Origin of the sequence: Reyranella sp. (assembly GCF_965229815.1) — a bacterium.
GTDB lineage: Bacteria > Pseudomonadota > Alphaproteobacteria > Reyranellales > Reyranellaceae > Reyranella.
On sequence record NZ_CBDDJN010000008.1, the window covers coordinates 248,393 to 272,098 of the forward strand.

Here is a 23,706-nt window from a genome sequence, read left to right on the forward strand (position 1 = left end):
TGCCGGTAGGGGAGACACGAGAGACGGATGGGTCTTCGCATAATCGTTGGGGTTCCCGGATCGGGGAAGTCCGCTCGTATCATCGAGATCGTCGAAGAACGCAGGAAGCGGCAACAACCGGTCTACCTCTTCCTGTGCCGCGACGGCGGGGTTCTGGAGAAGTCGGCATCCATTGCCACTCACGGCCTCGTTTCGAGCCGGAACGGACAACGCACGGCGATCGATCATTTCGAGACGACGGCGACGACGCTCGATATCCTGCGGCCTTTCCTGGAAGATCGTGAACCGGCAACCTTGGTTTTCGAGGAAGCCCAGTACTTCCTGGCCGATATCGCGCCGGTCTGGGTTCGGCTCCACGAGCGGGGACATGACGTCTGGGTCTCGACCCCTACGGAGCAGCAGCGGCAGTTCCTGCAGAAGAGCGGAGGCGAAGTGACGACACTCGTGGCGAGGTGCAACCTGTTTGCCGATGGGGATGCGACCCAGTTCTTCATTCTGCCGGAGACGAACACGACGCTCTCGGTCTGCGATTCCTGCGCCAAGCTGCTGCGCGACAAGGCGGTCGAGACGATCTCCCTGATGCTCATCAAGAACGAGCCGCATCGTGGCGAGAAGCGGGTGTACCAACCCATCGAGATCGACCTGCCACAGTTCCGGGAACTCGTGCCGATACGCGACGATTCGCAGGTTCGCGCCGGCATCATGGAAGAGTTCGTGAAAAAGCACATGCCGTCCTTCGAGCGCCGTTCGAAGACCTACATCGACATCGGCTGCAACACCGGCTTCTTCTGCCAGCGCATGGCGGGTCTTGGCTTCACGGCGCGGGGCGTCGACGTGGTCCGCGACGACATCCTGACCGGCAAGCTGCTGGATACGTATTTCTTCCGCAGGTACCCCGACCTGATTACCGCCGACGCGGTGGAGTTCCTCCTGAACGACGATTCCGAGTACGACGTCACGTCTTCCTTCAGCGTCTTCCAGTGGCTGTACCTGCAGTCGGACAAGGAGAAGGTTGACCGCGCGCTCTCCCTGCTGTTCGAGAAGGCGCGGTCCCTGGTGTTCTTCGAGATGGGCTACAAGAAGGAGGCTCACTACGCGGAGCGCCTGGCCGAGGTCATCGACCGCGACTGGATGTTCGAGCGAATGCGCGGCAGCGGACTGTTCTCGGACATCGTGCTCTACGAAGAGGGGACGAACGGCCTGAAGCGCGACTTCTTCGTGGGAATCCGCAAGCAGTGACGCCTGTCGAGTTGGGGACCGGCGGGCATGCGGCGCTGGTTTGAAGACCCGCGGCTGCCGCCGGTTCCTCGCGAGGAACTGCTCGGAGACCTGCGCCCCGTCGAGCAGTACCGCGTCGACAGCATGCCTCGCGAGACGAACGGAGGCGTCGAGGTCCGGCGATACCTGATTTCGGGCATGCGGCGGAACGGCGTCGACGTCGACATCTCGCTTCGCCTGTTTCTCGTCGATCCCGACGACCGCCGCGTGCTACTGACGCTTCCCGGCGGGGCCGGGCGTATCGACGATGGGCTGATGACGTGGCTCGCCCGGCATCTCGGGGCCAACCACGCCGTCGTCGACTGGGTGGGTCGCGGACAGTCGGGCAGCCATGCCGGCCTCGAAGGAGCGCCCGATCCCCTGTTCATGAACGGCGATTCCTTTCGCGACTGTTTCCAGTTCTACAACGTCGCGGCGATCTGGTCGGCGCTCAACTGGCTCTTTCACGCAGGCTACGAGCCCAAGGATGTAGTCGGCGGCAGCTGGGGCGGCGTCTACTGCTTCCTGCTGGCGGCGATCGATTCGCGAGTCGAGAGGATCTTCTCGTCGTTCGGATGCGGCGGCTTCGTCCTGCCGGGCATCGAGAAGCGCAACTACTGGGATTTTGCGATCGAGCACATCGGACCGGACCGCTTCGCCGCGTGGTGCGCGGCGTTCGACCCGATCCTCCGCATGAGCGACGTCGGCGCCGAGGTCTATTTCGAGACGGCGACCAACGACAAGTTCTTCTCCCTGGACATGGCGATGGAGACCTGGCGACGGGTCAGGCGGCAGAACTTCCTGTCTCTGGCCCACAACCAGGACCACAGAATGGGGCTGAACGGGCTTCAGCCCTATCGCATTCAGAAGCTTCCGTCCGACTCGCCTGTGCTGGCGGAATGCCGGGCGGCGAGCCGAAAGCACCTCACCTGGGAGGTCGGATCCGACACCGTTCTCTGCTGGCCGCTGTCGCCGGCGGAGAAAGCGCTCTCGCGGCTCGTCGTTTCGGAGCAACTGCCGCGGCACGGCAACATGAGCCGTGAATGGCGGACCGTCGAGCCCATGGGGGGAGTGGCCGAGGCCGCTCTCTTCCGGATCGAGCCGACGCATCTGGATGCCGGCATGCTCTACTATCTTGATCGCGAGGTCGCGGTCGAGGGTTCCCCCTTCAAGGTTGCGACTCCTGTCGTCGGCGACACGGCGCGCAGCCGCGCGCTGGCCGGCGTCGTCCCGGCGTTGGCCCACGGACGCCTCCTGGATGCGGAGCTGGAAACCCTGCTGCATGCACCGGTCGGCGACAAGATGGCGCCCAGGATCGTCGCGGATGACCGCGGATGGACCCTGGCCTTCAGCGGCGCGCGGCGGCTCCGCACCATGCGCTTCGGCGTCCGTCCGTGGCTGCTCCCCGCCGGCTGGTCCGCCGTCCGCCTCGTGCTCGCCGGCCCCACTGACGACAAGACCGGCCGGCTCCACCTGATCCTGTCCACCGCGTACAATACGCGGGCCGAGCGCGCGGTGGGTCAGAGGCTCTCGGCCGTGGCATCGGTCGCCGACGGCGGGAAGCGGATATTCCACTTCCGGCGCGAGGCCTTCGCTCCTTTCTCATTGTTCGACGGCCGCTTCGGCGATGGCCCTCCCTTGGGCAGCATGGAAACGGTCGCGGGCGAGTTCGACGCGATCGGCCTCGCGGATCCCGAGGGCGGCGAACCGGTCGAGGTCTCGATCGTTTCGATTGTCGTCCAATAGGATGCGGGAGACGCAAGCAACGCCGCGCGCCTCCTCACGCCTGCTGCCGACTTCCGCCGTCCGTCGATCTGTAGATGGAGAAGATCTTGAGCCGACCGGCGCCGAGTGCCGCATCGTTCTTCCAGCGCAGGGTCGTCTCGACCTTCTCGAGCCCATAGTCGGCGAGCAGTCGGTCCATCAGGAGTTCGGAGAACCACCAGGTGTGCGACCTGTCCGGGCCGTGCCCGGCGGGCGTGTACTCGCAGACCGCGCGGTCCTCGTCGACGGCGGCATACTCGATGACCAGGCACCCCGACGTGCGCTCGGCGAGGCGGCGCAGCGCGACCTGCCAGTTGGCGATGTTGTTGAGCACGCTGAGGCAGATGACGATATCGAACTGTCCGAGGCCGGCGACGGCCGCGCTCGACTCGATGTCGCCGAAATCCATGCGCAGCAGGCGGGGGTTAATCATCGCGATCCGTGCAAGAACAACCGATGCGTCATGGGTGCGCCGATCGATCTCAATTCCCGTGTAGGCGCCCGCGCCGGCCTTCAGGAAATAGTGGCCGTAGTGGCCGAGATGGCTGCCGACATCGAGCACGCGAGTATCGGGCCCGATGGCCAGCTTCCTGGAGAAATAGTGCAGCTTGGCCAGCGGTTCCCGCGTCGGGTAGGCAGTACGGTCATCGAATGTCGACGTGGAGAATCCATTGCTGAACGACACTTCGAGGCGATAGGGCCGGTATGGTTGCAGCAGCGAAGCAGTTTCCTCGGCCGGCAACGCCGTATCGATCCGCCAAGTGTAGTCTGTGGACATCGACCCCGCATTGAGTTGGCCGGCAAGGGCATGCCGTCAGGTTCACGCCGCAGCCAGGATTGATACTTCCCACAGGGAAACATCGATATCAAACGGCCGGCCTGTCACACATTTCAAATCCATGTCGTCTGGGTTATCAAGAGCTGGGGAAGCGGCGCACGACGCCGGCAAAGGTCGGGAATGAGCGATGAACTTTCAGGCTTGCGATGTCGGCTTCGGCGGATTGAAGCTGATCGAGGCGCGCCGTTTCGACGATGATCGCGGCTATTTCGTCGAGACCTGGTCGGCGGCTTCGTTCGAGGCTCTCGGAGTAGGAACGGCGTTCGTCCAGGACAACCAGTCGCTCTCGCGCCGCAAGGGCACATTGCGCGGGCTGCACTTCCAGTCCGAGCCGTTCGCTCAAGCGAAGCTGGTGCGGGTGCTCGCCGGAGCGATCTATGATGTCGTCGTGGACCTGCGCGAGTCCTCGCCGACGTATGGCCGCTGGTTCGCGATGGAGCTGTCGGCCGCAGACAATACGCAGCTCTTCATCCCGCGGGGACTCGCCCACGGCTTCTTCACACTGGCTGACGATACATTGGTCGCCTACAAGGCCGATGCCCCGTACGCGCCGCGTCATGATCGTGGCATCCGGTGGGACGATCCCGATCTCGCCATCGAGTGGCCCATTCGCGACCAAGTCCTCACCATCTCCGACAAGGACCGCAGCTTGCCGGGCTTCCGCGAACTGGCCGCGGTCGAAGCGCGGTGATGGATCGCCGGGGACGTCACCACACTCCGGCGACGCCGGTCGCCGAAGGCGGCGAGCGGGCCAGTCGGTCATGACCGCGACGGTCCGCTTCCTCGTGTTCGGAGGCCTGGGGCAGCTGGGACGGGAGCTCCAGCTCGCGGCCCGAAGGAAGGGCGTGGCCCTGACGGCGGTGGGCCATCGGGATGCCGATGTCGGGCGTCCGGACTCCGTGCGGGACGCGATCGTCCGGGCGCGTCCAGACGTCGTGGTGAACGCAGCCGCCTACACGAAGGTCGACCTGGCCGAAGCCGAGCCGGTTGCCGCCTGGACGGCCAATTGCCTGGGGGCCGCGACGGTCGCTTCCGAGTGCGCGGCTGCGGACGTGCCCCTCGTCCACCTGTCGACCGACTACGTCTTCGACGGCTCGAAGCCGTCCGCCTACGACGAGTCCGATGCCGTGGCGCCGCTCGGCGTGTACGGCGCTTCCAAGGAAGCCGGAGAGAAGGCCGTCCGGGCGGCCTGGCACAAGCACCTCATCCTTCGGACGGCCTGGGTGTATGGCCGCTTCGGCAGCAATTTCCTGAAGACGATGGTTCGACTCGCCCGCGAGCGCGAGTCGCTGCGGGTGGTGTCCGATCAGGTCGGCAATCCAACCGCCACCGAGGATCTGGCCGAAGCCGTTCTGTGCGCCGGCGCCGGTGCCGCCGCCTCGGACGACCGGTGGGGGACCTATCACTTCGCGGGCTCCGAGGAAGCTTCCTGGCACGAGTTTGCCGTGGCGATCGTCGAGGCTCAGGCGAGTCGCACCGGCCGCCGGCCCCCTGTCGCCGCGATCCCCACCGTGGAGTTTCCGACGCCGGCAAGACGTCCTGCAAACTCCCGACTCGATAGCGCGCGCTTCATCTCGGCATTCGGTCTCGGAGCCGCGTCCTGGCGAAGCCGCGTCGGCCCTGTCGTGAATGCCGTGCTCGAAGACGCTCCCGTCCCGCCCTAACCCGGTCGAGGCGGAGGCGCCCGTCCGAGGTTCAAAGATCCAGACACATTCCCAGTCGACCCATGGCCCGCAAGAAATCCAAGAAGACCTCCGAGATCAAGGTTCGCGACCTCGTCAAGAAAATGAAGTCCGTGCAGAAGGAGCACACGTACCAGCTAGCGAGCATCCTCCGCGAAGTCGAAGGGCGAACCGGCCGGCCCCTGCCGTCGAACGCCGAATCCCTCGAGCAGCTGCAGCAGAAGGTCCAGGATCACAGGGCCGAGCGTGCGCGCTTGCAGGCGGAGATCGCGGCTCTGCGCGGCGACTGCACCACGGCCCAGGCCCTGGTCGAGGGGCTGTTCGTCCAGATCGAGGCCTGGCGCAGCCGGGCAGCGAGGCTCGTCGAGGACATCGAGACACGGCTGCAGCTTTCGGCGGCGCGCACGGTCAAGCTCGAAGGACAGCATCGCGACCTGATCGGCGAATTGGGGGATGCCGCCGCACACGCGATCCCGGGCCCCCTGGAGCGAGGGGGGCCGATCGAGGAGCGTTTCGTCGAAGCATTGGACGCGAAGACGCGCCGCTCGATCCGCAAGCTCGACGTCTCCGATTTCGTCGGCGTGGGCGACAAGGCGAATGCCGCGCGGGACTGGAAGCTGGCGGCCTCCTGTTATGCGGCCGCCCTTCAGCGGGACCCCTCGCTGGCGGCAATCTGGGTGCAGTTCGGTCATGCCCTGAAGGAAGACGGCCTGCCGGGACTCGCCGAGATCGCCTACCACAGGGCCACGTCACAGGCGCCGGGCTCCGTCGACGGGCATGTCCAGCTCGGTCATTTCCTGCTGCGCGTCGGTCAGGCCGACGCGGCGCGGGCCGCCTTCGCGAAGGCGGCCGCGCTTGACCCGAGCGTGGCGCCGCTCGTCGCTCAGGCCGCCCAGCTGGCTGTCGCCGCCGAAGGGCAGACCGTCGAGCTTCAGGCTGCCTTGAAGAGCATGGTTGCGGAGGTCACGGAAGTCGTCGCATCGAAACGGGCCCTGCGGCCTGCGTCGACTGCCACGGCCGATTCGCCCCAGCGACCGGCTGGCCTCGTTCCGGCCGGTTCGCTCAACAGGAGCCTGGGTGAGCGCTATGGCGAGATGCTTGCCACGGCCCTCGGGAGCCCGATGGGGCAGGACATCATCTGGCTCGGCGTCATCGACTGGGACTTCCGCATCCAGCGTCCGCAGCATCTGGCGCTCAATCTCGCCCTTCAGGGTCGCCGGGTGTTCTACGTGTCGGTGGGTTTCGAGCGCGCCGACAGCGACGGCCGTTTCAGGATCACCCGGTCGCCGAGCCTCAACGTCTTCGAGGTGAAGCTGCGGTTGCGGGGAAGCATTCCGCCGAACATCTACGCGGGCTTCGACCGGGATCAAGTGGACGATATCCGCGCCGCTCTCGACGAGGCGATCGCTGTCCTGGCCATTCGCGCCCCGGCTGTGGTCGTCCAGTATCCGAGCTGGTATCCGATCGCCGTCGGCGTGCCCGGCGCGCTGGTCGTCCACGATTGCCTCGACCTGGTCGGTGGATTCAACAACGTTCCACCGGCCATGGTCGAGCTCGATCACCGGCTGACGCGCGAAGCCGACGTCGTCGTCACCAGTTCCGCGCCGCTTGCCGATCGCATGGGGCGCGACAGCGTTGTCGTTCGGAACGCCGCGGAGATCGCGCATTTCGCGCAGGCCGTGCGGGACGAGGAGCGTGCCGCGGATGCGCCTCCGACGATCGGCTATTTCGGGGCGATCGCGGAATGGTTCGAGATCGACTGGGTGCTCGACTGTGCCCGCGCCCGGCCGGACTGGCGGTTCCAGCTGATCGGGAACATCACCGGCTTCGACCGCTCCGAGAAGGTCATCCCCGACAATGTCATGTTCACCGGCGAGGTGCCCTACGCCGAACTGCCCGCATGGCTTCGGGAGTTCGACGTCGCGCTGATACCCTTCAAGCTCACCGAGCTGATCCAGTGCACGAACCCCGTCAAGATGTACGAGTACATGGCGGCTGGAAAGCCGGTGGTTGCCACCGCCATGCCGGAAGTGGTGGCGGGCTCCGACCTTGCGTACATCGCCAGCGACCCGGCGGGGCTCGAGAAGGAGATCGCCCGGGCGCTGGCCGAGGATTCACCCGAGTTGCGCCAGCGACGCCGGGCGTGGGCTGCAGCGCACAACTGGGAGGATCGGGCGGCTGCCTTCGCCGATGCGCTCGATGCCGCGACACCCAGGGTCTCGATCGTGATCCTGACCCACAACAACTGGAGCTTCACCAATGCCTGCCTGCATTCGGCGCTCGGCCTGAGCGACTATCCCGATCTCGAGATCATCGTCGTCGACAACGCGTCCACCGACGAGACTCGCTCTCGTCTGGCCCGGATCCGGGATCCGCGGGTCAAGGTCGTCCTGAACGACGGCAATATCGGCTTCTCCGCCGGCAACAATACCGGCCTGAAGGCCGCGACGGGCGAATACGTCGTCATTCTCAACAACGACACGTTCGTCACCAGGGGCTGGGTTCGCGACCTGATCCGGCCGATGATGCTTGACCCCGAAATCGCCCTCGTCGGGCCCGTCACCAACAACATCGGCAACGAGCAGAAGCTGGCGATCCACTACGCCAACATGCAGGAGATGGCGGTCACGGCGCGGACCCGCGTCCGCCGCCAGCTCCGGTCGCGTTACGAGACGACCGGCCTCGCCTTCTTCTGCGTCGCGCTGTCTCGCGCGGCCCTGGAGAGGGTCGGCTACCTGGACGAGGCCTATGGCCTGGGCTTCTTCGAGGACGACGACTATTGCCGACGGGTCGAGCAGGCCGGGATGCGCATGGTCATCGCGGACGACGTGTTCGTCCACCATCACCTCTCCGCTTCGTTCAATTCCCTGGGCGCCGAACGAAAGCGCGAGCAGATGGCGCGCAACAAGGCGATCTACGAAGAGCGATGGGGCACATGGAGGCCGCACGTGTATCGCGACGAGGAAGGGTATGGCTCGTGACGTCCTGCCAGGGCAGGCGAGAGCGCGACGGCGCGGAGACGCTCCGTAGTGCCTAGGGTCCTTTGCATCGTCGGAACGCGGCCCGAGGTCGTCAAGATGGCCCCGGTGGTTCGGCGCCTGAAGGAATCGAAGGACATTGACTCGATCCTCATGCTTTCCGGCCAGCATAGGGAGCTGGTGCGCGCCGCCCTCGGCCAGTTCGGGCTGCGGGCAGACGAGGACCTCGATCTCATGGAGCCCAACCAGAGCCTGGACCGCCTGACCAGCCGCGCCTTCGACCGGCTGGGAGAGCGCCTGCGGACGCTTCGGCCCGACCTGGTTCTCGCCCAGGGCGACACGACGACGGTGATGGTGGCGGCCGTTGCCTGCTTCTACGCCGGCATCCCGTTCGGCCATGTCGAAGCGGGCTTGCGGACGGGAGACCTCCGCAACCCCTTCCCGGAGGAATTCAACCGGGTGGTCGCGGGACGCGTGGCGACGCTCCATTTCGCGCCGACGGAAGCGGCCGGCAGGGCCCTGATGAAGGAGGGCGTCCGGCCGGAATCGATCGTCGTCACGGGCAACACCGTCATCGATTCGCTCGCCGACTCCGTCTCACGGGTCGCCGCCTCGGCTCACGAACCTGGGGCTGGCCAGCGGCTCGTCCTGATGACCTCTCACCGCCGCGAGAACTTCGGGGAGCCGATGCGGCGCTCGTTCGAGGTGATCCGTGACATCGTCGCGACGCGACCCGACCTTCATCTCCTGTATCCGGTTCATCCGAATCCGAACGTCCGAGGCGTGGCCGAGGAAGTGTTCGCGAATGCGGAGAGAATCCTGCTGATCGATCCGCTGGACTATCTCCCTTTCGTCGCCGCGATGAAGGCGGCTTACGTGATCGTGACCGACAGCGGCGGCGTCCAGGAAGAGGCCCCCTTCCTGTCGAAGCCGGTCCTGGTCCTGCGCGATGTGACCGAGCGACCGGAGGCGGTGTCGGCGGGCGTCGCCCGGCTCGTCGGCACCGACGGCGAGTCGCTGGCTGCGGCCTTGAGCGAGCTTCTCGACGACGCCTCGGCCTACGGGAGAATGGCCGCCGGCGGCTCGCCCTACGGCGACGGCAAGGCCAGCCTCCGCATCGTGCAACGCCTGCGCACCTTCCTTGGACTGCCGCTGGAGGAACCGCCGCTGGCCCCGTTCGGCCGGGCGGATGGCTGACGCCGGCGGCACCGTCGTCCCGGGACGCCCATGAGCGTGCGTGCGCTGCGGATGGGGCTCGTCGGCGGGATACGGCGTTCCGCCGACCGCGCGCTGAGGGAGGGACGCTGGCGCGAGGCGGCGCGCCTCTACCGCATGATTGCCTGGATCGGTCCGGCGGACGCCGGCTTGTGGGTGCAGCTGGGGCATGCACACAAGGAGGAGGGCGACCTCGAATCGGCCGAGGCGGCCTATCGGCGATCGACCTGGCTCGACGAGACCTTGGCCGACGGCTGGCTGCACCTCGCGCATCTGCTGAAGCGTCGGACGCGCCTCGACGAGGCGGAGGCCTGTTTCGGGAAAGCGGTCGCTCATGGTCGCGTCGGGGATGGCCGGGTTTCCGCCGAAGCGATTGCCGCGCACGCAGGGCTCGCCGATCTCCATCGCGAGCGCAAGGACTGGAAGCGCGCCGCGATGGAGTATGGCGAGGTGCTCGCCCTGCAGCCGGGCAACGCGGCGATCCGGGTCCAGCTCGGTCACGCGTTGAAGGAACAGGGAGAGCTGGAGGGAGCGGAAGAGGCCTACAGCGCGGCCCTCCAGGCCGATCCGGGCAGCGCCGACGCGATGGTGCAGCTGGGTCACGTCCTGAGACGACAGGGGCGCAGGGCCGATGCGGTGGCATCGTATCGCCGGGCGCTCGATATCGCTCCCGAGTCCGACGACGCCGCACGTTCGCTTCTCGCGGCGGTCGGATATTCGCCGCTGGAGCTCGCCCGGCTTGGTGGTGATTGCGCCGCGGACGCGCAGGGGCTGTCGGAGGAAGAAGTCGTCGCCGCGTTCCGTCACGGCGCATCCCGGCTCGACATTCTCTGGTTCGGCAACGTCGAATGGCACTTTCGCCGCCAGCGGCCGCAGCAGCTCGCGCTCGCCCTGGCCGATCTCGACGTCCGGATCGTCTACGTTTCCATGCTTCTCGAGTCGTCGGACAGGCCGGCGTTTCGCGTGATCGGCCGGCCCCATGCGCGTGTGGTCGAGGTCCGGCTGGGCTTCCCGAACGGGGAGCGGTCCGACCTGGCGAACGGCCTGTCCGAAGAGGCGGTCCGCGGCGCGGCAGCAGCCATAGCCACGCTGGAAGCAGGCCTCGATCTGTCGGCCCCCGTGGTCATGGTGCAGGAACCGTCATGGGAGCCGGTGGTGCGCTCCCTGCCGCGTCGCCGCCTGGTTTATGACTGCGTGGACCTGCTTGCCGGCTTTCCCGATAGCGTGCCCGCCCGGCTGGCCGCCGAGCGCAGGCTCCTCGAACTTGCCGACACCGTCGTCGTCGCCTCGGCCCCTCTGGGCGATGCGCTGAGCGAGCACAGGCCGCTGCTCCTCCGCAACGGCGTCAACGTCGACGACTTCGGACCGCCGCGGGAACGCGGCGCGCAGCGGACGGTCCGGGTGGGCTATTGCGGCGCAGTCCGGGAGTGGTTCGCCTTCGATTGGCTGGCGCATTGCGCGCGGCACCATCCCGACTGGGCGTTCGAGATCGTCGGTCGCGTCGAGGTGCCCCTGCCGCCCGACGTCGTTCGCCCCAACGTTACCTTTGTCGGTGAGGTCCCTTACCCGGAACTGGCCCCGCGGGTGGCGGCGTTCGACGTCGCCTTGATTCCGTTTCGCGTCGATCCGCTCACGCGCGCGACCAATCCTGTCAAGCTCTACGAGTATCTGGCGGCGGGGAAGCCGGTGGTCGCGACGTCGTTGCCGGAAACACGTGTCGCGGGCGACCTCGTCTACCTGGCGGAGGACGAGCGCTCGTTCGAGAATGGCATCGAGCAGGCCCTGCGGGAGGATGGCGTTGTTCTTGCGCCACGGCGGATCGAATGGGCGCGACGCAATACCTGGAAGGCGAGGGCCGAGCAGCTGCTCGCGGCCCTGGACCAGGACGAGGCCGCTCAGAGCCGCCCGTAGAGGTCCTGGAGGCGCGCGTTGTGGGCGGCCCGGGAAAAAGTCCGTGCGCGACAGCGCCCGCGTTCGGCAAGGGACTGGCGCAGGTCTTGGTCGGAATCGATCGTCCGGATGGCGCTTGCCAGGTCGTCGACGGAATAGGGATCGGCGAGCAGCGCGGCGTCGCCGGCGACTTCCGCGAGAGCGGTCGAGTTGGAGGTGATCACGGGCGTCCCGAGCAGCATGGCCTCGACGACCGGAAGGCCGAAGCCCTCGTAGATCGACGGGAACAGCACGGCCCGCGCGCCTCGGATCAGCGAGACCAGCCGTTCGAGCGGGAGGTAGTCGAACCGTCGCACCTGGCGGTGGCGCGTCAGCCGGGTCCCGTCGAAGCGGTAGCTGCTGAACCGTTCGTTGCCCAGCTTCCTGAGGTCCGTCTGGTTCTGCCAGCCCTTGCCGCCGACCACGATCAGCGGATGGTCGACCCCGGAGGCGACGTAGGCGTCGACGAGCCGGGCCACGTTCTTCTTCGGCTCGATGGCACCGTAGTAGAGGAAGTAGTCGCCGGGCGTCAGCCCGAACGACCGTTCGAGGTCGAGGGCGATGTCGTCGTCGCTGCGCGCCAGGAGATGCGGCGGAAACTCGACAGGCTGGTAGGTGTTGGTGACGCGCTTCTCGTCCACGCCCAGGAACTCGACAATGTCGCGCCGCGAGTGTTCCGACACCGTGACGATGTGATCCGCGTTCTTCGCCAGCGCCAGGAGCATCCGGTAGAAGTACTTCTTGTCGTCGAGCGTCGTATGCGGCAGTCGCAGCGGTACGAGATCGTGGATCGTGTAGACGTTGGCGCTGCCCTTGACGCAGAGCGGAAGGGGCTGCGTGGCGTGGAACAGCCAGGGCTGCACGGGCGGCTTCAGCGGCGCCAGCTTGCCGTAGAGCCAGAAGTGCGCGCTCACGGCGTCCTTGAGGTCGGTGACCGCGAACAGCCTGTCGAACATCTTGAATTTCTCGGCCGTCGAGCCGACGACGAGGCCGCTCAGGGTGAGTTCCGTCGGGCGCAGGCCGAACAGGCAGCGGAAGGGATGGCCGGCATGTCGCTTGGCCGCCTGCCACATCGTCTCGCCGTCCGGCGGCGGAGAATCGAAGGCGAGAATCTCGTTCAGCGGGCCGAGGCCGGGGGCGAGGCTGCGCCTGACGCTGAAGACGCCATCGACCTCGTGGCCCAGCTCGATGGCAGACCTGACCAGGTTGCCGGCATAGGTCGCGATCCCCGTTCCGCTCGCGAGCGTCATGTTGTCGACTTCGTAGAGGATCGGGCCACGCGCCATGGAACCGGGGAGCCCCTCTAGGCGGAGAAAAGCAGGAGTCTGTCGCGACGCGGGGCCTTGTCGATCACCGACTCCCGATCCACTGGGAGGATCTCTCCATTCAGCGTGATCTCCTCGGCCTGGGCATATCGCATCGTCAGCGAATCCAGGAAGGCGGCCGGGTCGGCATAGCGCGCCGCGTTGAACTCGAGGATGATGGTCGGCCTGTCGCGCGCGATCAGCTCGGCCATGCCGTTCACGATCGCCGTCTCTGCGCCCTCGGCATCGATCTTGATCAGATCGACCCTGGCGCAATCCCTCGTGATCGAATCGAGCGTGACCGTGGCGACCTCGACCGTGGTGCCGCCGGGGTAACCCCTGTGCCCTACGAGCTGCGCGTTCTTTGGCTCGCCGTCCGGGCAGAACAGGAGCGCCTGGCCTTCCTGGCCGGAAAGCGCCTGGGAGACGATCGTCGTCCGGTCGGCATATCCGTTCAGAAGGACCGTCTCTCGCAGCAAGGCCAGTGCGGTCGGATTGGGCTCGACGGCAATCACCCTGCCATCGGCGCCGACCGCGTCGGCGAGCAGGAGCGTGTAGTAGCCGAAATTGGCGCCGACATCGACGACCGTCATCCCGGGCCGCACGCGCTGTGCGAGGAGTTGCGTGAGCCAGATCTCCCAGTAGCCGTCCAGCATCACGTTGCAGGCGAAGCCGCGGTCCGATGCCTGCAGGAAGATCTTGTGCCGGCCGAGACACCGCGCGAGGACGAGGCCATTGCCCAGGTAGGCGATCTGGGTGCGACGCTTGATGGCGGTCTCCAGCCTCGCTCGCGGCCAGGTCGCCAGATGATGGGGATAGAGGTCCATTGCTTGAAAGGCGATTCAGTCCCGTAGAACGGTCCCTGGCGGACGAATCCCGCTGCATTCCCATCCGGTGCGTGGTGCGTTCTCCCGACAAGAGATGGCGCGGTCGGACGACACGATGCCCATCGGAGGTCAGGCGCGAAGAACCATGGACTTGAGAGTAAAGCACAGATGGGAGACGGTTTGCATGGTCGGGGAGGGCTCGCCGTGAAAAAGATGCCTGCCAGCGAGCGCACGGAGACCGAGGGCGTCGACGTCGCGAATCCGTGGCGGGTCGAGGGCACGGCATCGGCCTTCGACTGCCGCTACTTCGAGGTCCGGCAGGACACCGTTTCCCTGGCGGGCCGGCCGAGCCAGACCTACAGCAGCATCCGCGTCCGATACTTCGGAGTCTGCGCGCTGCCGGTCGACGGGCAGGGACGCGTGGCGTTGATCGGCCAGTATCGCTACGTGCTCGACCGGTTCACGTGGGAAGTGCCCGGCGGCGGCGCTGCCGCCGGATCCGATCCCCTCGTCACGGCCCGGATGGAGCTCGAGGAGGAAACCGGTTGGCGGGCCCGGCAGTGGCTGAAGCTCGTCGAGGCGGCGGTGTCGCCCGGGACGAGCAGCGAGGTGACGCCGGCCTATGTCGCCTGGGATCTGGAAGAGACTCGGCCGGCGGACAACGAGGACGAGCTCCTCTCGAGGCGGTGGGTGCCGTTCCGCGAAGCGGTGGACATGGCCTTGCTGGGGCAGATCGGCAACCTGCCGGGCGTGGCGGCCATCCTTGCGCTGGAGACCCGGTTTCGTCGCGGTGACCTGCCGGAAAGCCTCGCCCGCCTGCTGCGCTGAGTCCGGCTTCGCGCGAGCGGCCGCAGTCGGGCTAGAATGGCGGTCCATCTGCAGCCGCCACAAGAGGGCCCGAGCATGACCGATTCCGCCGACTACACGCCGCCGAAAGTCTGGACCTGGAACAAGGCGAACGGAGGCCGCTTCGCCAACATCAATCGGCCGATCGCGGGAGCGACCCACGACAAGGAGCTGCCGGTCGGACGTCACCCGATGCAGCTCTATTCGCTCGGCACGCCGAACGGCCAGAAGGTCACGATCATGCTCGAGGAGCTGCTGGCGCGCGGGCATGCCGGTGCCGAGTACGACGCCTGGCTGATCAAGATCGGCGACGGCGACCAGTTCGGCAGCGGCTTCGTGGCGGCCAATCCCAACTCCAAGATCCCGGCCCTGGTCGACCGCAGCGGGGCCAAGCCGGTCCGCGTGTTCGAATCCGGTGCCATCCTCGTCCATCTCGCCGAGAAGTTCGGGGAGTTCCTGCCGAAGGCGGGCGCCGAGCGCGCCGAATGCCTGTCGTGGCTGTTCTGGCAGATGGGTAGCGCGCCTTACCTGGGCGGCGGCTTCGGCCACTTCTACGCCTATGCCCCGACCAAGATCGAGTACGCCATCGACCGGTTCGCCATGGAGACCAAGCGGCAGCTCGACGTGCTCGACCGGCGCCTGGCCGAGAGCAGGTATCTTGCGGGCGACGACTATACGATCGCCGACATCGCCGTGTGGCCGTGGTACGGCGGGCTCGCCAAGGGGCTGCTCTACGGGGCCGGCGAGTTCCTTTCCGTGCACGAGTACAAGAACGTCCAGCGCTGGGCCGACGCGATCGGCGAGCGGCCGGCCGTGAAGCGCGGCCGGATCGTCAACCGCCTTCAGGGCGATCCCGCCAACCAGCTGCACGAACGCCATGACGCCAGCGACTTCGACCTGAAGACGCAGGACAAGGCGGCGGCGGACTAGGAGCCCCGCCGCATCGGCTGAGGTTCTCCTGCGCCGGCGTCCTCGCCGGCTACACCAAGGTTTACTTCGCCAAGACCACTGCATCGATTGTCCGGGGAGTTCCGATCCATATTGTGGGGGACGGCGACAGCAAGCGCCGTCCCGCCCGCCGGGCCCGACCGCTTCTGCTGCCGCGTTGCTGACGCCAATGGCAGGAGCCCGGATCATGTCCGTCCAAGCACAGATCGCCCGTTCCTATGGTCGCGTTCGCGTCGGCGAGAGTCCCGCCCATGTGGGCAGGATCGACTCGCGATCGGAAGTCCACGACAAGAGCTTCGACGGGATGCCGGCCGAGCAGCGTGTCCCGGACGCCGATGCCGCTCAGCGTTCCTTCGTGCGGCGACATGCCCTGGCAAGCGGCATCGCGCTGCTTGCGGTCATTGCCACAGGCGGAGCGGGCTACCTCTACTGGGATCACGCCCGGCGCTTCGAGACCACGGACGACGCCTTCATCGCCGCCCGCCAGTTCGCTGTCGCGCCCAAGGTGAGCGGCTATATCGCCGCGGTGCCGGTGACCGACAACCAGCATGTCGAAGCGGGCGCGCTGGTCGCCCGGGTCGACGACCGCGACTATAGGGTCGCGCTGGACCAGGCGAAGGCCGAGGTCGCGGCGGCTGAAGCCGGCATCGAGAACATCGACGCCGGGATCAAGGTCCAGACCGCGCAGATCGCCGCCAATCGCTCCCTTGTCGAGCAGAGCGAGGCACGGCTGGTGTTCGCACGGGAGCAGAACGAGCGATACGGCACCCTGGCCAAGGAGGGATGGTCGAGCCGCCAGACCGGCGATCTCACCCGGTCCGAGCTCTTCCAGCAGCAGGCCGCCGTCGGCAGCGCCAGGGCCGACCTGACGGTGGCGCAGCGCCAGCTCGACGCGCTCCAGGCCCAGAGGAGCGCCGCCGTCGCCAGGCTCCGCGAGGCGAAGGCCAAGCGCGACCAGGCCCGTCTCAACCTGTCCTACACGAAGGTCGTCGCCGCCCAGGCCGGCCGCGTGGTCCAGCTCGGCGCCGCCGTCGGCCAGTTCGCCCAGCCGGGAACCGACCTCGCCATGTTCGTGCCCGACCAGATCTGGGTGACGGCGAACTTCAAGGAGACGCAGCTCGATGACATGCGGCCGGGCCAGCCGGTGACGCTCACCATCGATGCCTATCCGGAGCGCACGATCCGCGGGCGCCTGGCCAGCGTCCAGCCGGGTTCCGGGACGGCCTTCTCCCTGCTGCCCGCCGAGAACGCGACGGGCAACTACGTCAAGATCGTGCAGCGCGTTCCGGTCAAGGTCATCATCGACGATCCGCCGTCCGACGTCGCCCTGGGCCCCGGCATGTCGGTGGAGCCGAGCGTGCGCGTCGACCAGTCGCCCTCGCTCTACGAGCGGCTGAGGGCCTGGCTGTGAAGAGCGGCTCCAATCCCTGGCTGGTTGCCGTGGTGGTCGCGCTCGCGACCTTCATGGAGGTCCTCGACACGACCATCGCCAACGTGGCGCTGCCCTACATTGCGGGCGGGCTGGGCGTCAGCGAGGACGAGGCCTCCTGGGTGGTCACGACCTATCTGGTGGCCAATGCCGTCGTGCTGACGGCCAGCACGTTCCTCGTGAAACGTCTGGGCCGAAAGACCTTCTTCGTTGCCTGCCTCAGCCTGTTCACGGCGAGCTCCGTCCTCTGCGCCTTCGCCTGGAATCTGCAGGCCTTGCTGCTGTTCCGCGTCCTGCAGGGGTTCGCAGGCGGTGGCATGGTGCCTGTCTCCCAGTCGATCCTGGCCGACAGCTTCCCGCCGGCGAAGCGGGGCCAGGCCTTCGCGCTGTTCGGCGTGGCCGTCGTCGTCGCGCCGGTGGTCGGGCCGACCCTGGGCGGCTGGCTGTCGGACAATGTCTCCTGGCACTGGTGCTTCCTGATCAACGGTCCGGTAGGCGCGCTGGCGATCGCCGCCATCGCGGTCGTGCTGCGCGAGACGCCGGCCCAGGCCGAGGAACGCCGGCGCACCCGGTCCGCACCGGGCCGCTTCGACCTTGTGGGCTTCATCCTGGTCGCCACCTTCCTGGGCGCCCTCGAGTTGATGTGCGACCGCGGCCTGGAGGACGACTGGTTCGGCTCGACCTTCATCGTGTCGGTCGCGATCGTCTGCGGCGCGGCCTTCCTGCTGATGATCCCTTGGGAGATCAGCCGACGCGACCCGGTCATCGATCTCGGGATGGTGGCCTCGCGGCAGTTCGGCGCCTGCTTCCTGGTGATGCTGGCGACCGGCGCCATCCTGCTCGCGACCACCCAGTTCCTGCCCGAGCTTGTACAGCAGGATCTCGGCTACACGGCCACCTGGGCAGGCCTGGTTCTCTCGCCGGGAGGGCTCGTCACGATGGCCATGATGTTCGTCACCGGGCGGCTGCTCACCCGGATCCAGCCGCGGTACCTGATCGTGGCCGGCGCCACCGTCATCGCGATCTCGATGTACAGCCTGACCTCCGTCTATGCCGGCGTCGACTTCTGGTTCCTCGCCCGGTCGCGCATGCTGCTGGGCGTCGGGTTGCCGCTGATCTTCCTGTCGATCACGGCCGCATCGTACGACGGCATCGCACGCGAGAAGATCGACCAGGCCTCTGCCCTGATCAACGTGGCGCGCAACACAGGAGGCTCGCTCGGCATCGCGCTGGCCTCGAATGTGCTGGTCCACCGCGAGCAGTTCCACCAGAGCCGGCTGGTCGAGGGGGTCATCCCGTCGAGCGTCGCCTATCAGGAGACGTTGAGGCGCATGGCGGAGTACTTCTCGGTACAGGGCAGCCTCGCGGCCGATGTCCACCAGCAGGCCATCGACTGGGTGGGGCGGCAGGTCCAGCTTCAGGCGTCCTTCCTGGCCTACATGGACGTCTTCTGGGTCCTGATGCTGGTCTCGCTCGCCGCCGTGCCGCTCGCGCTCTCCCTGCGCAAGGTCAAGCTGGGCGGCGAAGGCCCGGCCGCCCACTGACGACCGCGGTCCATTCGACGTGCCATCGAACGGGGTGGTTCCCTCCCGCGGCGAACCGCTCTAGGCTCGCGGCATGCCGCAGACGCTGTTCATCGACTCGACCCCTGACATCGACAGCGTCTGGAGGAGGGTGCACGGCGCGGCGGACCCGCCGATCGCCGTCAACATGGGCCCGGTCGATGCCGCCGCCATCCCGCAACTGCTGGAGGGCTTCGATACCGTCATCAACGACGCCACCTACTTCACCGACGAGACGCTGCAGCGCTGTCGGGGACTGAAGCACATCGTGTTTCTCGGCACCGGCGCGGCGAGCTTCGTCGACCTGGCGGCGGCGGCTCGGCTCGGCATCAAGGTCTCGACCATCTCCGGATACGGCGATACGACCGTGGCCGAGCATGCGATGGGCCTGGTGTTTGCTGCCGCCCGCCATATCGCGACCATGCACGAGATGGTGCGCAAGGGCGGCTGGCGGCCGATGCAGGGGATGGAGCTGCGCGGCAAGACCCTGGGCGTGGTCGGGCTGGGCGGCATCGGCCGCGAGATGGCACGCATCGCCGCCGGAATCGGCCTCGAGGTCGTGGCCTACAACCGCTCGGCCCGGTCGGGCGCGACCGTGCCGCTGGTCGCGATCGAGGAGCTCTTGCGCCGTTCCGACATCATCAGCCTGCATCTCGGCCTGAACGACGAGACCCGAGGGTTCCTCGACCGTCGGAAGATCGGCATCGCCAAGCCGGGTGTCATCATCGTCAACACCGCTCGCGCCGGCGTCGTCGACGAGCCGGCGCTGATCGAGGCGCTGCGGACCGGCCAGATCGGTCACTACGCGACCGACGTCTTCGCCCAGGAGCCGGTCCAACCCGCCGAGCCGCTGCTCGCGCTCGACAACGTCACGCTGACCGCGCACGCCGGCTACAACACGCCGGAGGCCGCGATGACCATGTACCGGCGCGCCATCGACCTCGCGGCCGCCGGGTGACCCTCAGCTCAGGCTGCCGGGATAGTCGCGCCAGACCGACGCCTCCAGCTTGAGGTGCGTGGCGGCCGGGAAGGTCGCGAGCCAGTACCGCGCGCACGCTGCGCTGGTGGCGTACCAGAGCTCGGGCAGCGCCTTCGCGTGATCGAGGAAGCGTTCGAGGATCTGCAGCCGGTTCGGCCAGCCGATGGCGTGCGGATGGAGCACCATCGAGAACTGGCGGCCGCGCTTGTACTGCGCGTCGAGCTCCGCCTTCCAGTTGCGATAGAGCGAATCGGGATTCTCGAGACCCGTCCCCTTCCTCGGGAACAGCAGGAAGAACTGATCGTCGAAGTGATAGTAGTAGGGGAGCGCCAGGATGGCGCGGCGGCTGGCGAAGTCCGCGACCCAGTAGTGCGGCAGGTCGTCGGCCAGGCCGTTGCCGAAATACTCGTAGCCGGCTTCGACCAGCAGATCGATCGTGTTCGGGCCGACGGCGCCGCCGGCGAACTTGTCGCCCTGGCGCGCCAGCGAGAACCAGCCGGACGGCCGCTCGCCCGCCGCCTTGGCCAGCATCTCCGTGGTGCGGTCCATGCGGGCCCGCTCCTCGTCGCGCTCCAGCGTGCTCGGATCCTCGTGCTTGAAGCCATGGGCGGCGATCTCGTGGCCCTCTCCGGCCAGCCGGCGGATCGTCTCGCCATGGATCTCGGCCATCACGGCCGGCACGGCGAAGGTCGCCTTGAGCCCGTAGCGGTCGAGGACGCCGCACAGCGCCCTGAGGCCGCCGTGCATGCCGAAATAGGCATCGGGGGTCGCGAGATCGGCCGGCTTGATTCCGTCCGGGCCGCTCGACGGTGCGAGATCGACGACGATGCGGAAGCAGCAGCGGCGGCCTTCGGGCCAGCGCACCTCGGAATCGCGAAGCGTCCGCTCGTCGCTGATCGTGTAACGGTCCTTCCAGGGCATGGTGCGGCCTCCTAGCGGACGGGATGGGCGGCGAGCACGTGGCGCGCCACCTGCTCGCAGGTCGGGAACCACACGCCGGGCAGCGCCTTCATGCGGCCGATCAGGCGGTCGAGCATGGCGATACGAAGCGCGCGGCCCGAAACGAAGGGATGCATGCAGATGTTGAGGTAGCCGCCCTGCCGGTACTGCTGCTCGAAGGCGGCCCACCAGATCTCCTCGACATGATCGGGGTCCATCATGCGCTGGGCGTCGTTCTCGCTGTTCAGCCAGGCGAAGCTGAAGAACATCGCGTCGTCGATCGCATAGTGGAACGGCAGGTTGAGCAGGGGACCCGTGCCGTCCGGCGCCCCGACATAGTGCGGGAGCTGGTCGATCGTGTCGTGCGAGTTGTAGAGGAAGCCTTCCTCCAGCAGCAGCTCGCGGCTGTGCCAGCTCCTCGTGCCGACCGGCGGCCGGCCGGCCAGGCGCTCGATCGCCTCCTTGGCCTTGCGCAGATGGTCGCGCTCGAGGGCCGGGTCCTTCGGCACCTGGTGCTCCCACATGTGATCGGCGATCTCGTGGCCGCTCTTCGCCGCCGCGCGCACCGCCTGCGGGTACAGCTCGCCGATGCGGCCCGGCGTGAAGATCGTCGCCTTGATGTCATGGCTGTCGAACAGCTCGATCAGCCGCCAGATGCCGACGCGGCCGCCGAACTCGCCCTTGGCCAGCTGCGTCGGCGGCTCGTTGAGCAGACGGCGCAGCAGCATGGCGTCGAAGTCGGCGGTGAAGTTGACCGCCATGCGGACTCCCTCAGGCCACTCGATCCGCTCGACCAGGCGATGCCGCGTGTCGAAGTCGCTGGCCTTTGCCTTCAGCGCGGCGATGTCGCGGTCGAGTGCGTTGGCGATCTCGGTTGCTGTGTCCATCGGTCATCGTCCTCCTGCGACGGCGAGCGTGGTGCCGGTCACGTAGTTTGCCTCGTCGGACGCAAGATAGAGCACGGCATTGGCGATGTCCGCCGGAACGCCGATCCGCCGCAGGGGCGTGGCACGGATCGGACCGTATTCGAGATGCTCGATCTGGCGGAAGCCGGGACCGGTCTTCTCGGTCTCGATCGGGCCCGGCGCCACGGCGTTCACCGTCACGCCGTATTCCGCCAGTTCCAGCGCGACGCCGCGCGTGAACCCGTGAATCCCGGCCTTCGCTGCCGAATAGGCAGAGTTGCCCATGTAATAGGCCGTCCATGGCGTGCCTTCGCGCGAACCCGAGCTCAGGTTGATGATGCGACCCGAGCGTCTTTCGCGCATGTGGGCTGCGGCCTCGCGGGTGCAGAGGAAGGCCGAGCGCAGGTTCAGCCGGATGATGAAATCCCAATCCTCCGCCTTCGCCTCCCAGATGCGGCCCGAGGAACCGCCGCCGACGTCGTTCACCAGGATGTCGATGCGGCCGTGCGCGGCCAGCGCACCGGCGAACAGCGCCTTGACGGGGGCTTCCTCGGTGACGTCGGCCACCACCGACGTCGCCGTGCCGCCGGCGTCCCTGATCATCCGCTCGGTCTCGGCGAGGCCGTTCGCCTCGATATCCGCCATGACGAGCGTCGCGCCTTCCTCTGCCAGCCGCATGGCGATGGCGCGCCCAAGGCCGGCGGAGGCCCCGGTCACGAGGGCGATCTTGTTGGCGACGCGATGGCCTCGACTTTGCATGTTGCCTTGCTCCTTTCGCATGGGACGCCCGCCGAATCGTCACGGCTTCGTTCGCGATGGGAAAGCGAGCGTCGTGCCGACGTTGACATCAGTCGGTCGCATCATAAGCTCGATCGCGTCTTCGGGGTGTGCAGGAAGGGAGATGGTGCCATGGCTTTCAAGGGGAACACGACTCGTCGGCGTGTCGTATCGCAGTTCGGCATGGCGCTCGGCGCCGCTGCGCTCGGTGCCCCTGCCATCCGGTCGGCCCATGCACAGACCAAGACGCTGGTGATCGGCGGCTCGGTGCCGCTCACCGGTGCGGCGGCGGAAACGGGCCTCAACGTCAACAACGGCTACATCACCGCCGTCTCGTACATGAACGACGTGCTGGGCGGCGTCGAGATCGCCGGCGAGAAGTACAAGATCGAGCTCAAGCTGTTCGACGATGCGAGCGATCCCGCCCGCGCCACGACGCTGATCCAGCGCCAGATCGACGAGGGCACCAACTTCTTCCTGGGGTCGTTCGGCTCGAACATCGTGCTGCCGACGGCGGCCATCACGGAGCGCGCCAAGAAGCCGATGGTGCAGACGGGCGGCGGCTCGGACGCGATCTTCACCCGCGGCTACAAGTTCGTCTTCGGCATGTTCCCGCGCGCCACGCGGCAGTTCGCCGCGACGGCGGCGATGTTCAAGACGCTGCAGCCCCTGCCGCAGACCTACTCGGTCATCTGGACCAACGATGCCTTCTCCAAGACCGCGGCCGAGGGCGTGCGGCTCTCGTGCGACGCGGCGGGCTTCAAGCGCATCGACGGCTACGAGCTGCCGGCCAAGCCGACCGATGTGTCGAGCGTGCTGGGCTCCGTGCGCGCGACCAACCCGGACCTGCTGGTCTGCGTCATGCACGATCAGAATTCGCTCCTGGTGGCGCGCCAGATGATCGCCACCAACACCAACGTGAAGCTGCTGTTCCAGGGACTGGGTCCGCAGCTCGCTTCGTTCCGCGAGGCGCTGGGCAAGCATTCGGACTATCTCTGCTGCTCGACCTACTGGGACGAGAACGTGCCCTTCAAGGACAAGTTCTTCGGAGATTCCAAGAAGTTCGTCGAGTACTACAAGACCAAGTTCACGCGTCCGATCGCCTATCACGTCGCGGGCGCCGCTGCCTGCATCGAGACCTACATCCTGTCCATGCAGGCCGCCAAGAGCACCGATCCCGTGAAGGTGCGGGACGCGCTGGCGGCCGCCAACTACGAGACCTTCTACAGCCGCATCAAGTTCACGCCCGAGGGCGACGGCGATCCGCTCCTGATGGGCGGCATGATCGCCCAGGTCCAGAGCGGCAAGCTGGCGATCGTCTTCCCGGCCGATGCGGCATCCGGCAAGCCGATGTACCCGTCGCCGACCTGGGACAAGAAGGCGTGAGCTGTTTCTGTCATCCCGAGCGAAGCCGCTCCGCAACGAAGTGGCGGGGCGGCGTCGTCGAGGCGCCTCGCCTCCCTTCGACTTCGCTCGGGGCAGGCGCCGCGCTCGGCTCCGGTCGGTATGACGGATGAACTGGAAGGC

The 23,706-nt window shown here is 67.2% G+C and carries 19 protein-coding genes; 13 read left to right on the forward strand and 6 right to left on the reverse strand.

Going from position 1 to position 23,706, the window contains the following annotated elements:
- The first annotated feature begins 27 nt into the window (after positions 1–27).
- On the forward strand, positions 28–1,239 hold the full coding sequence (locus ACO073_RS28665) for a hypothetical protein (RefSeq protein WP_422002615.1): 1,212 nt from the start codon (positions 28–30) through the stop codon (positions 1,237–1,239).
- 405 nt (positions 1,240–1,644) lie between these two features.
- On the forward strand, positions 1,645–3,003 hold the full coding sequence (locus ACO073_RS28670; protein ID WP_422002617.1) for a hypothetical protein: 1,359 nt from the start codon (positions 1,645–1,647) through the stop codon (positions 3,001–3,003).
- 34 nt (positions 3,004–3,037) lie between these two features.
- On the opposite strand, the gene ACO073_RS28675 is transcribed toward ACO073_RS28670, so the two are convergent.
- Positions 3,038–3,799 carry a class I SAM-dependent methyltransferase gene (locus ACO073_RS28675; RefSeq protein WP_422002619.1) on the reverse strand — a complete coding sequence of 254 codons (762 nt, stop codon included), beginning with the start codon at positions 3,797–3,799 and terminating at the stop codon, positions 3,038–3,040.
- A gap of 187 nt (positions 3,800–3,986) precedes the next feature.
- Between ACO073_RS28675 and rfbC the strand changes: the two genes are divergently transcribed.
- The 5 genes from rfbC to ACO073_RS28700 all read left to right on the forward strand — a co-directional run bounded on the left by rfbC (position 3,987) and on the right by ACO073_RS28700 (position 11,645).
- On the forward strand, positions 3,987–4,550 hold the full coding sequence (rfbC, locus tag ACO073_RS28680) for a dTDP-4-dehydrorhamnose 3,5-epimerase (protein WP_422002620.1): 564 nt from the start codon (positions 3,987–3,989) through the stop codon (positions 4,548–4,550).
- A gap of 70 nt (positions 4,551–4,620) precedes the next feature.
- Complete coding sequence (gene rfbD, locus ACO073_RS28685) at positions 4,621–5,523, forward strand: dTDP-4-dehydrorhamnose reductase (protein WP_422002622.1); 903 nt, start codon at positions 4,621–4,623, stop codon at positions 5,521–5,523.
- 62 nt (positions 5,524–5,585) lie between these two features.
- Positions 5,586–8,522 (forward strand): glycosyltransferase, encoded by a 2,937-nt coding sequence (locus tag ACO073_RS28690; RefSeq protein ID WP_422002624.1) that lies wholly within the window; start codon positions 5,586–5,588, stop codon positions 8,520–8,522.
- Between the two features lie 48 nt (positions 8,523–8,570).
- Positions 8,571–9,716: a non-hydrolyzing UDP-N-acetylglucosamine 2-epimerase gene (gene wecB, locus ACO073_RS28695; RefSeq protein ID WP_422002626.1), complete on the forward strand. Its 1,146-nt coding sequence runs from the start codon at positions 8,571–8,573 to the stop codon at positions 9,714–9,716.
- A gap of 30 nt (positions 9,717–9,746) precedes the next feature.
- Complete coding sequence (locus ACO073_RS28700; protein ID WP_422002628.1) at positions 9,747–11,645, forward strand: tetratricopeptide repeat protein; 1,899 nt, start codon at positions 9,747–9,749, stop codon at positions 11,643–11,645.
- On the opposite strand, the gene ACO073_RS28705 is transcribed toward ACO073_RS28700, so the two are convergent.
- Both ACO073_RS28705 and ACO073_RS28710 read right to left on the reverse strand, forming a co-directional pair.
- Positions 11,630–12,949, reverse strand: coding sequence for a glycosyltransferase (locus ACO073_RS28705; RefSeq protein WP_422002630.1), 1,320 nt, complete (start codon positions 12,947–12,949; stop codon positions 11,630–11,632). The two genes, ACO073_RS28700 and ACO073_RS28705, sit on opposite strands and share 16 nt — an antisense overlap.
- Positions 12,950–12,966: 17 nt before the next feature.
- Complete coding sequence (locus ACO073_RS28710) at positions 12,967–13,794, reverse strand: FkbM family methyltransferase (RefSeq protein ID WP_422002631.1); 828 nt, start codon at positions 13,792–13,794, stop codon at positions 12,967–12,969.
- A gap of 213 nt (positions 13,795–14,007) precedes the next feature.
- On the opposite strand from ACO073_RS28710, the gene ACO073_RS28715 reads away from it, so the two are divergent.
- From ACO073_RS28715 to ACO073_RS28735, 5 genes are all read left to right on the forward strand, one after another.
- Complete coding sequence (locus ACO073_RS28715) at positions 14,008–14,622, forward strand: NUDIX domain-containing protein (RefSeq protein ID WP_422003180.1); 615 nt, start codon at positions 14,008–14,010, stop codon at positions 14,620–14,622.
- A gap of 75 nt (positions 14,623–14,697) precedes the next feature.
- A complete protein-coding gene (gene yghU, locus ACO073_RS28720; protein ID WP_422002633.1) occupies positions 14,698–15,570 on the forward strand; it encodes a glutathione-dependent disulfide-bond oxidoreductase in 873 nt (290 codons plus the stop codon).
- 322 nt (positions 15,571–15,892) lie between these two features.
- Positions 15,893–16,999 carry an HlyD family secretion protein gene (locus tag ACO073_RS28725; RefSeq protein ID WP_422003182.1) on the forward strand — a complete coding sequence of 369 codons (1,107 nt, stop codon included), beginning with the start codon at positions 15,893–15,895 and terminating at the stop codon, positions 16,997–16,999.
- A gap of 53 nt (positions 17,000–17,052) precedes the next feature.
- Complete coding sequence (locus ACO073_RS28730) at positions 17,053–18,561, forward strand: DHA2 family efflux MFS transporter permease subunit (RefSeq protein ID WP_422003184.1); 1,509 nt, start codon at positions 17,053–17,055, stop codon at positions 18,559–18,561.
- Positions 18,562–18,634: 73 nt separating this feature from the next.
- A complete protein-coding gene (locus ACO073_RS28735) occupies positions 18,635–19,537 on the forward strand; it encodes a 2-hydroxyacid dehydrogenase (RefSeq protein WP_422002635.1) in 903 nt (300 codons plus the stop codon).
- 3 nt (positions 19,538–19,540) lie between these two features.
- On the opposite strand, the gene ACO073_RS28740 is transcribed toward ACO073_RS28735, so the two are convergent.
- The 3 genes from ACO073_RS28740 to ACO073_RS28750 are packed head-to-tail and all read right to left on the reverse strand — an operon-like array spanning position 19,541 to position 22,161.
- On the reverse strand, positions 19,541–20,479 hold the full coding sequence (locus tag ACO073_RS28740; RefSeq protein ID WP_422002637.1) for a polysaccharide deacetylase family protein: 939 nt from the start codon (positions 20,477–20,479) through the stop codon (positions 19,541–19,543).
- Between the two features lie 11 nt (positions 20,480–20,490).
- Positions 20,491–21,384: a polysaccharide deacetylase family protein gene (locus ACO073_RS28745; RefSeq protein ID WP_422002639.1), complete on the reverse strand. Its 894-nt coding sequence runs from the start codon at positions 21,382–21,384 to the stop codon at positions 20,491–20,493.
- 3 nt (positions 21,385–21,387) lie between these two features.
- The gene (locus ACO073_RS28750) at positions 21,388–22,161 is read right to left on the reverse strand and encodes an SDR family NAD(P)-dependent oxidoreductase (RefSeq protein ID WP_422002641.1); all 774 of its coding nucleotides are present in this window, start codon (positions 22,159–22,161) and stop codon (positions 21,388–21,390) included.
- A 150-nt stretch (positions 22,162–22,311) separates the two neighbouring features.
- Here ACO073_RS28750 and ACO073_RS28755 point away from each other — a divergent pair, with 150 nt between their 5' ends.
- Positions 22,312–23,565, forward strand: a complete 1,254-nt coding sequence (locus ACO073_RS28755) for an amino acid ABC transporter substrate-binding protein (RefSeq protein ID WP_422002642.1) — start codon at positions 22,312–22,314, stop codon at positions 23,563–23,565.
- The last annotated feature ends 141 nt before the right edge of the window (positions 23,566–23,706 follow it).

Excerpts from the sequence above, each read along its gene's own strand:
- ACO073_RS28670 (WP_422002617.1), top strand. The coding sequence starts at position 1,645 with ATGAACGGCGATTCCTTTCGCGACTGTTTCCAGTTCTACAACGTCGCG.
- ACO073_RS28750 (WP_422002641.1), bottom strand. The coding sequence starts at position 22,161 with ATGCAAAGTCGAGGCCATCGCGTCGCCAACAAGATCGCCCTCGTGACC.
- ACO073_RS28735 (WP_422002635.1), top strand. The coding sequence starts at position 18,635 with ATGCCGCAGACGCTGTTCATCGACTCGACCCCTGACATCGACAGCGTC.
- ACO073_RS28700 (WP_422002628.1), top strand. The coding sequence starts at position 9,747 with ATGAGCGTGCGTGCGCTGCGGATGGGGCTCGTCGGCGGGATACGGCGT.
- ACO073_RS28745 (WP_422002639.1), bottom strand. The coding sequence starts at position 21,384 with ATGGACACAGCAACCGAGATCGCCAACGCACTCGACCGCGACATCGCC.
- ACO073_RS28755 (WP_422002642.1), top strand. The coding sequence starts at position 22,312 with ATGGCTTTCAAGGGGAACACGACTCGTCGGCGTGTCGTATCGCAGTTC.
- ACO073_RS28675 (WP_422002619.1), bottom strand. The coding sequence starts at position 3,799 with ATGTCCACAGACTACACTTGGCGGATCGATACGGCGTTGCCGGCCGAG.
- ACO073_RS28705 (WP_422002630.1), bottom strand. The coding sequence starts at position 12,949 with ATGGCGCGTGGCCCGATCCTCTACGAAGTCGACAACATGACGCTCGCG.
- ACO073_RS28690 (WP_422002624.1), top strand. The coding sequence starts at position 5,586 with ATGGCCCGCAAGAAATCCAAGAAGACCTCCGAGATCAAGGTTCGCGAC.
- ACO073_RS28665 (WP_422002615.1), top strand. The coding sequence starts at position 28 with ATGGGTCTTCGCATAATCGTTGGGGTTCCCGGATCGGGGAAGTCCGCT.
- ACO073_RS28730 (WP_422003184.1), top strand. The coding sequence starts at position 17,053 with ATGGAGGTCCTCGACACGACCATCGCCAACGTGGCGCTGCCCTACATT.
- ACO073_RS28725 (WP_422003182.1), top strand. The coding sequence starts at position 15,893 with ATGCCGGCCGAGCAGCGTGTCCCGGACGCCGATGCCGCTCAGCGTTCC.
- ACO073_RS28715 (WP_422003180.1), top strand. The coding sequence starts at position 14,008 with ATGCCTGCCAGCGAGCGCACGGAGACCGAGGGCGTCGACGTCGCGAAT.
- ACO073_RS28740 (WP_422002637.1), bottom strand. The coding sequence starts at position 20,479 with ATGCCCTGGAAGGACCGTTACACGATCAGCGACGAGCGGACGCTTCGC.
- yghU (WP_422002633.1), top strand. The coding sequence starts at position 14,698 with ATGACCGATTCCGCCGACTACACGCCGCCGAAAGTCTGGACCTGGAAC.
- rfbC (WP_422002620.1), top strand. The coding sequence starts at position 3,987 with ATGAACTTTCAGGCTTGCGATGTCGGCTTCGGCGGATTGAAGCTGATC.
- ACO073_RS28710 (WP_422002631.1), bottom strand. The coding sequence starts at position 13,794 with ATGGACCTCTATCCCCATCATCTGGCGACCTGGCCGCGAGCGAGGCTG.
- rfbD (WP_422002622.1), top strand. The coding sequence starts at position 4,621 with ATGACCGCGACGGTCCGCTTCCTCGTGTTCGGAGGCCTGGGGCAGCTG.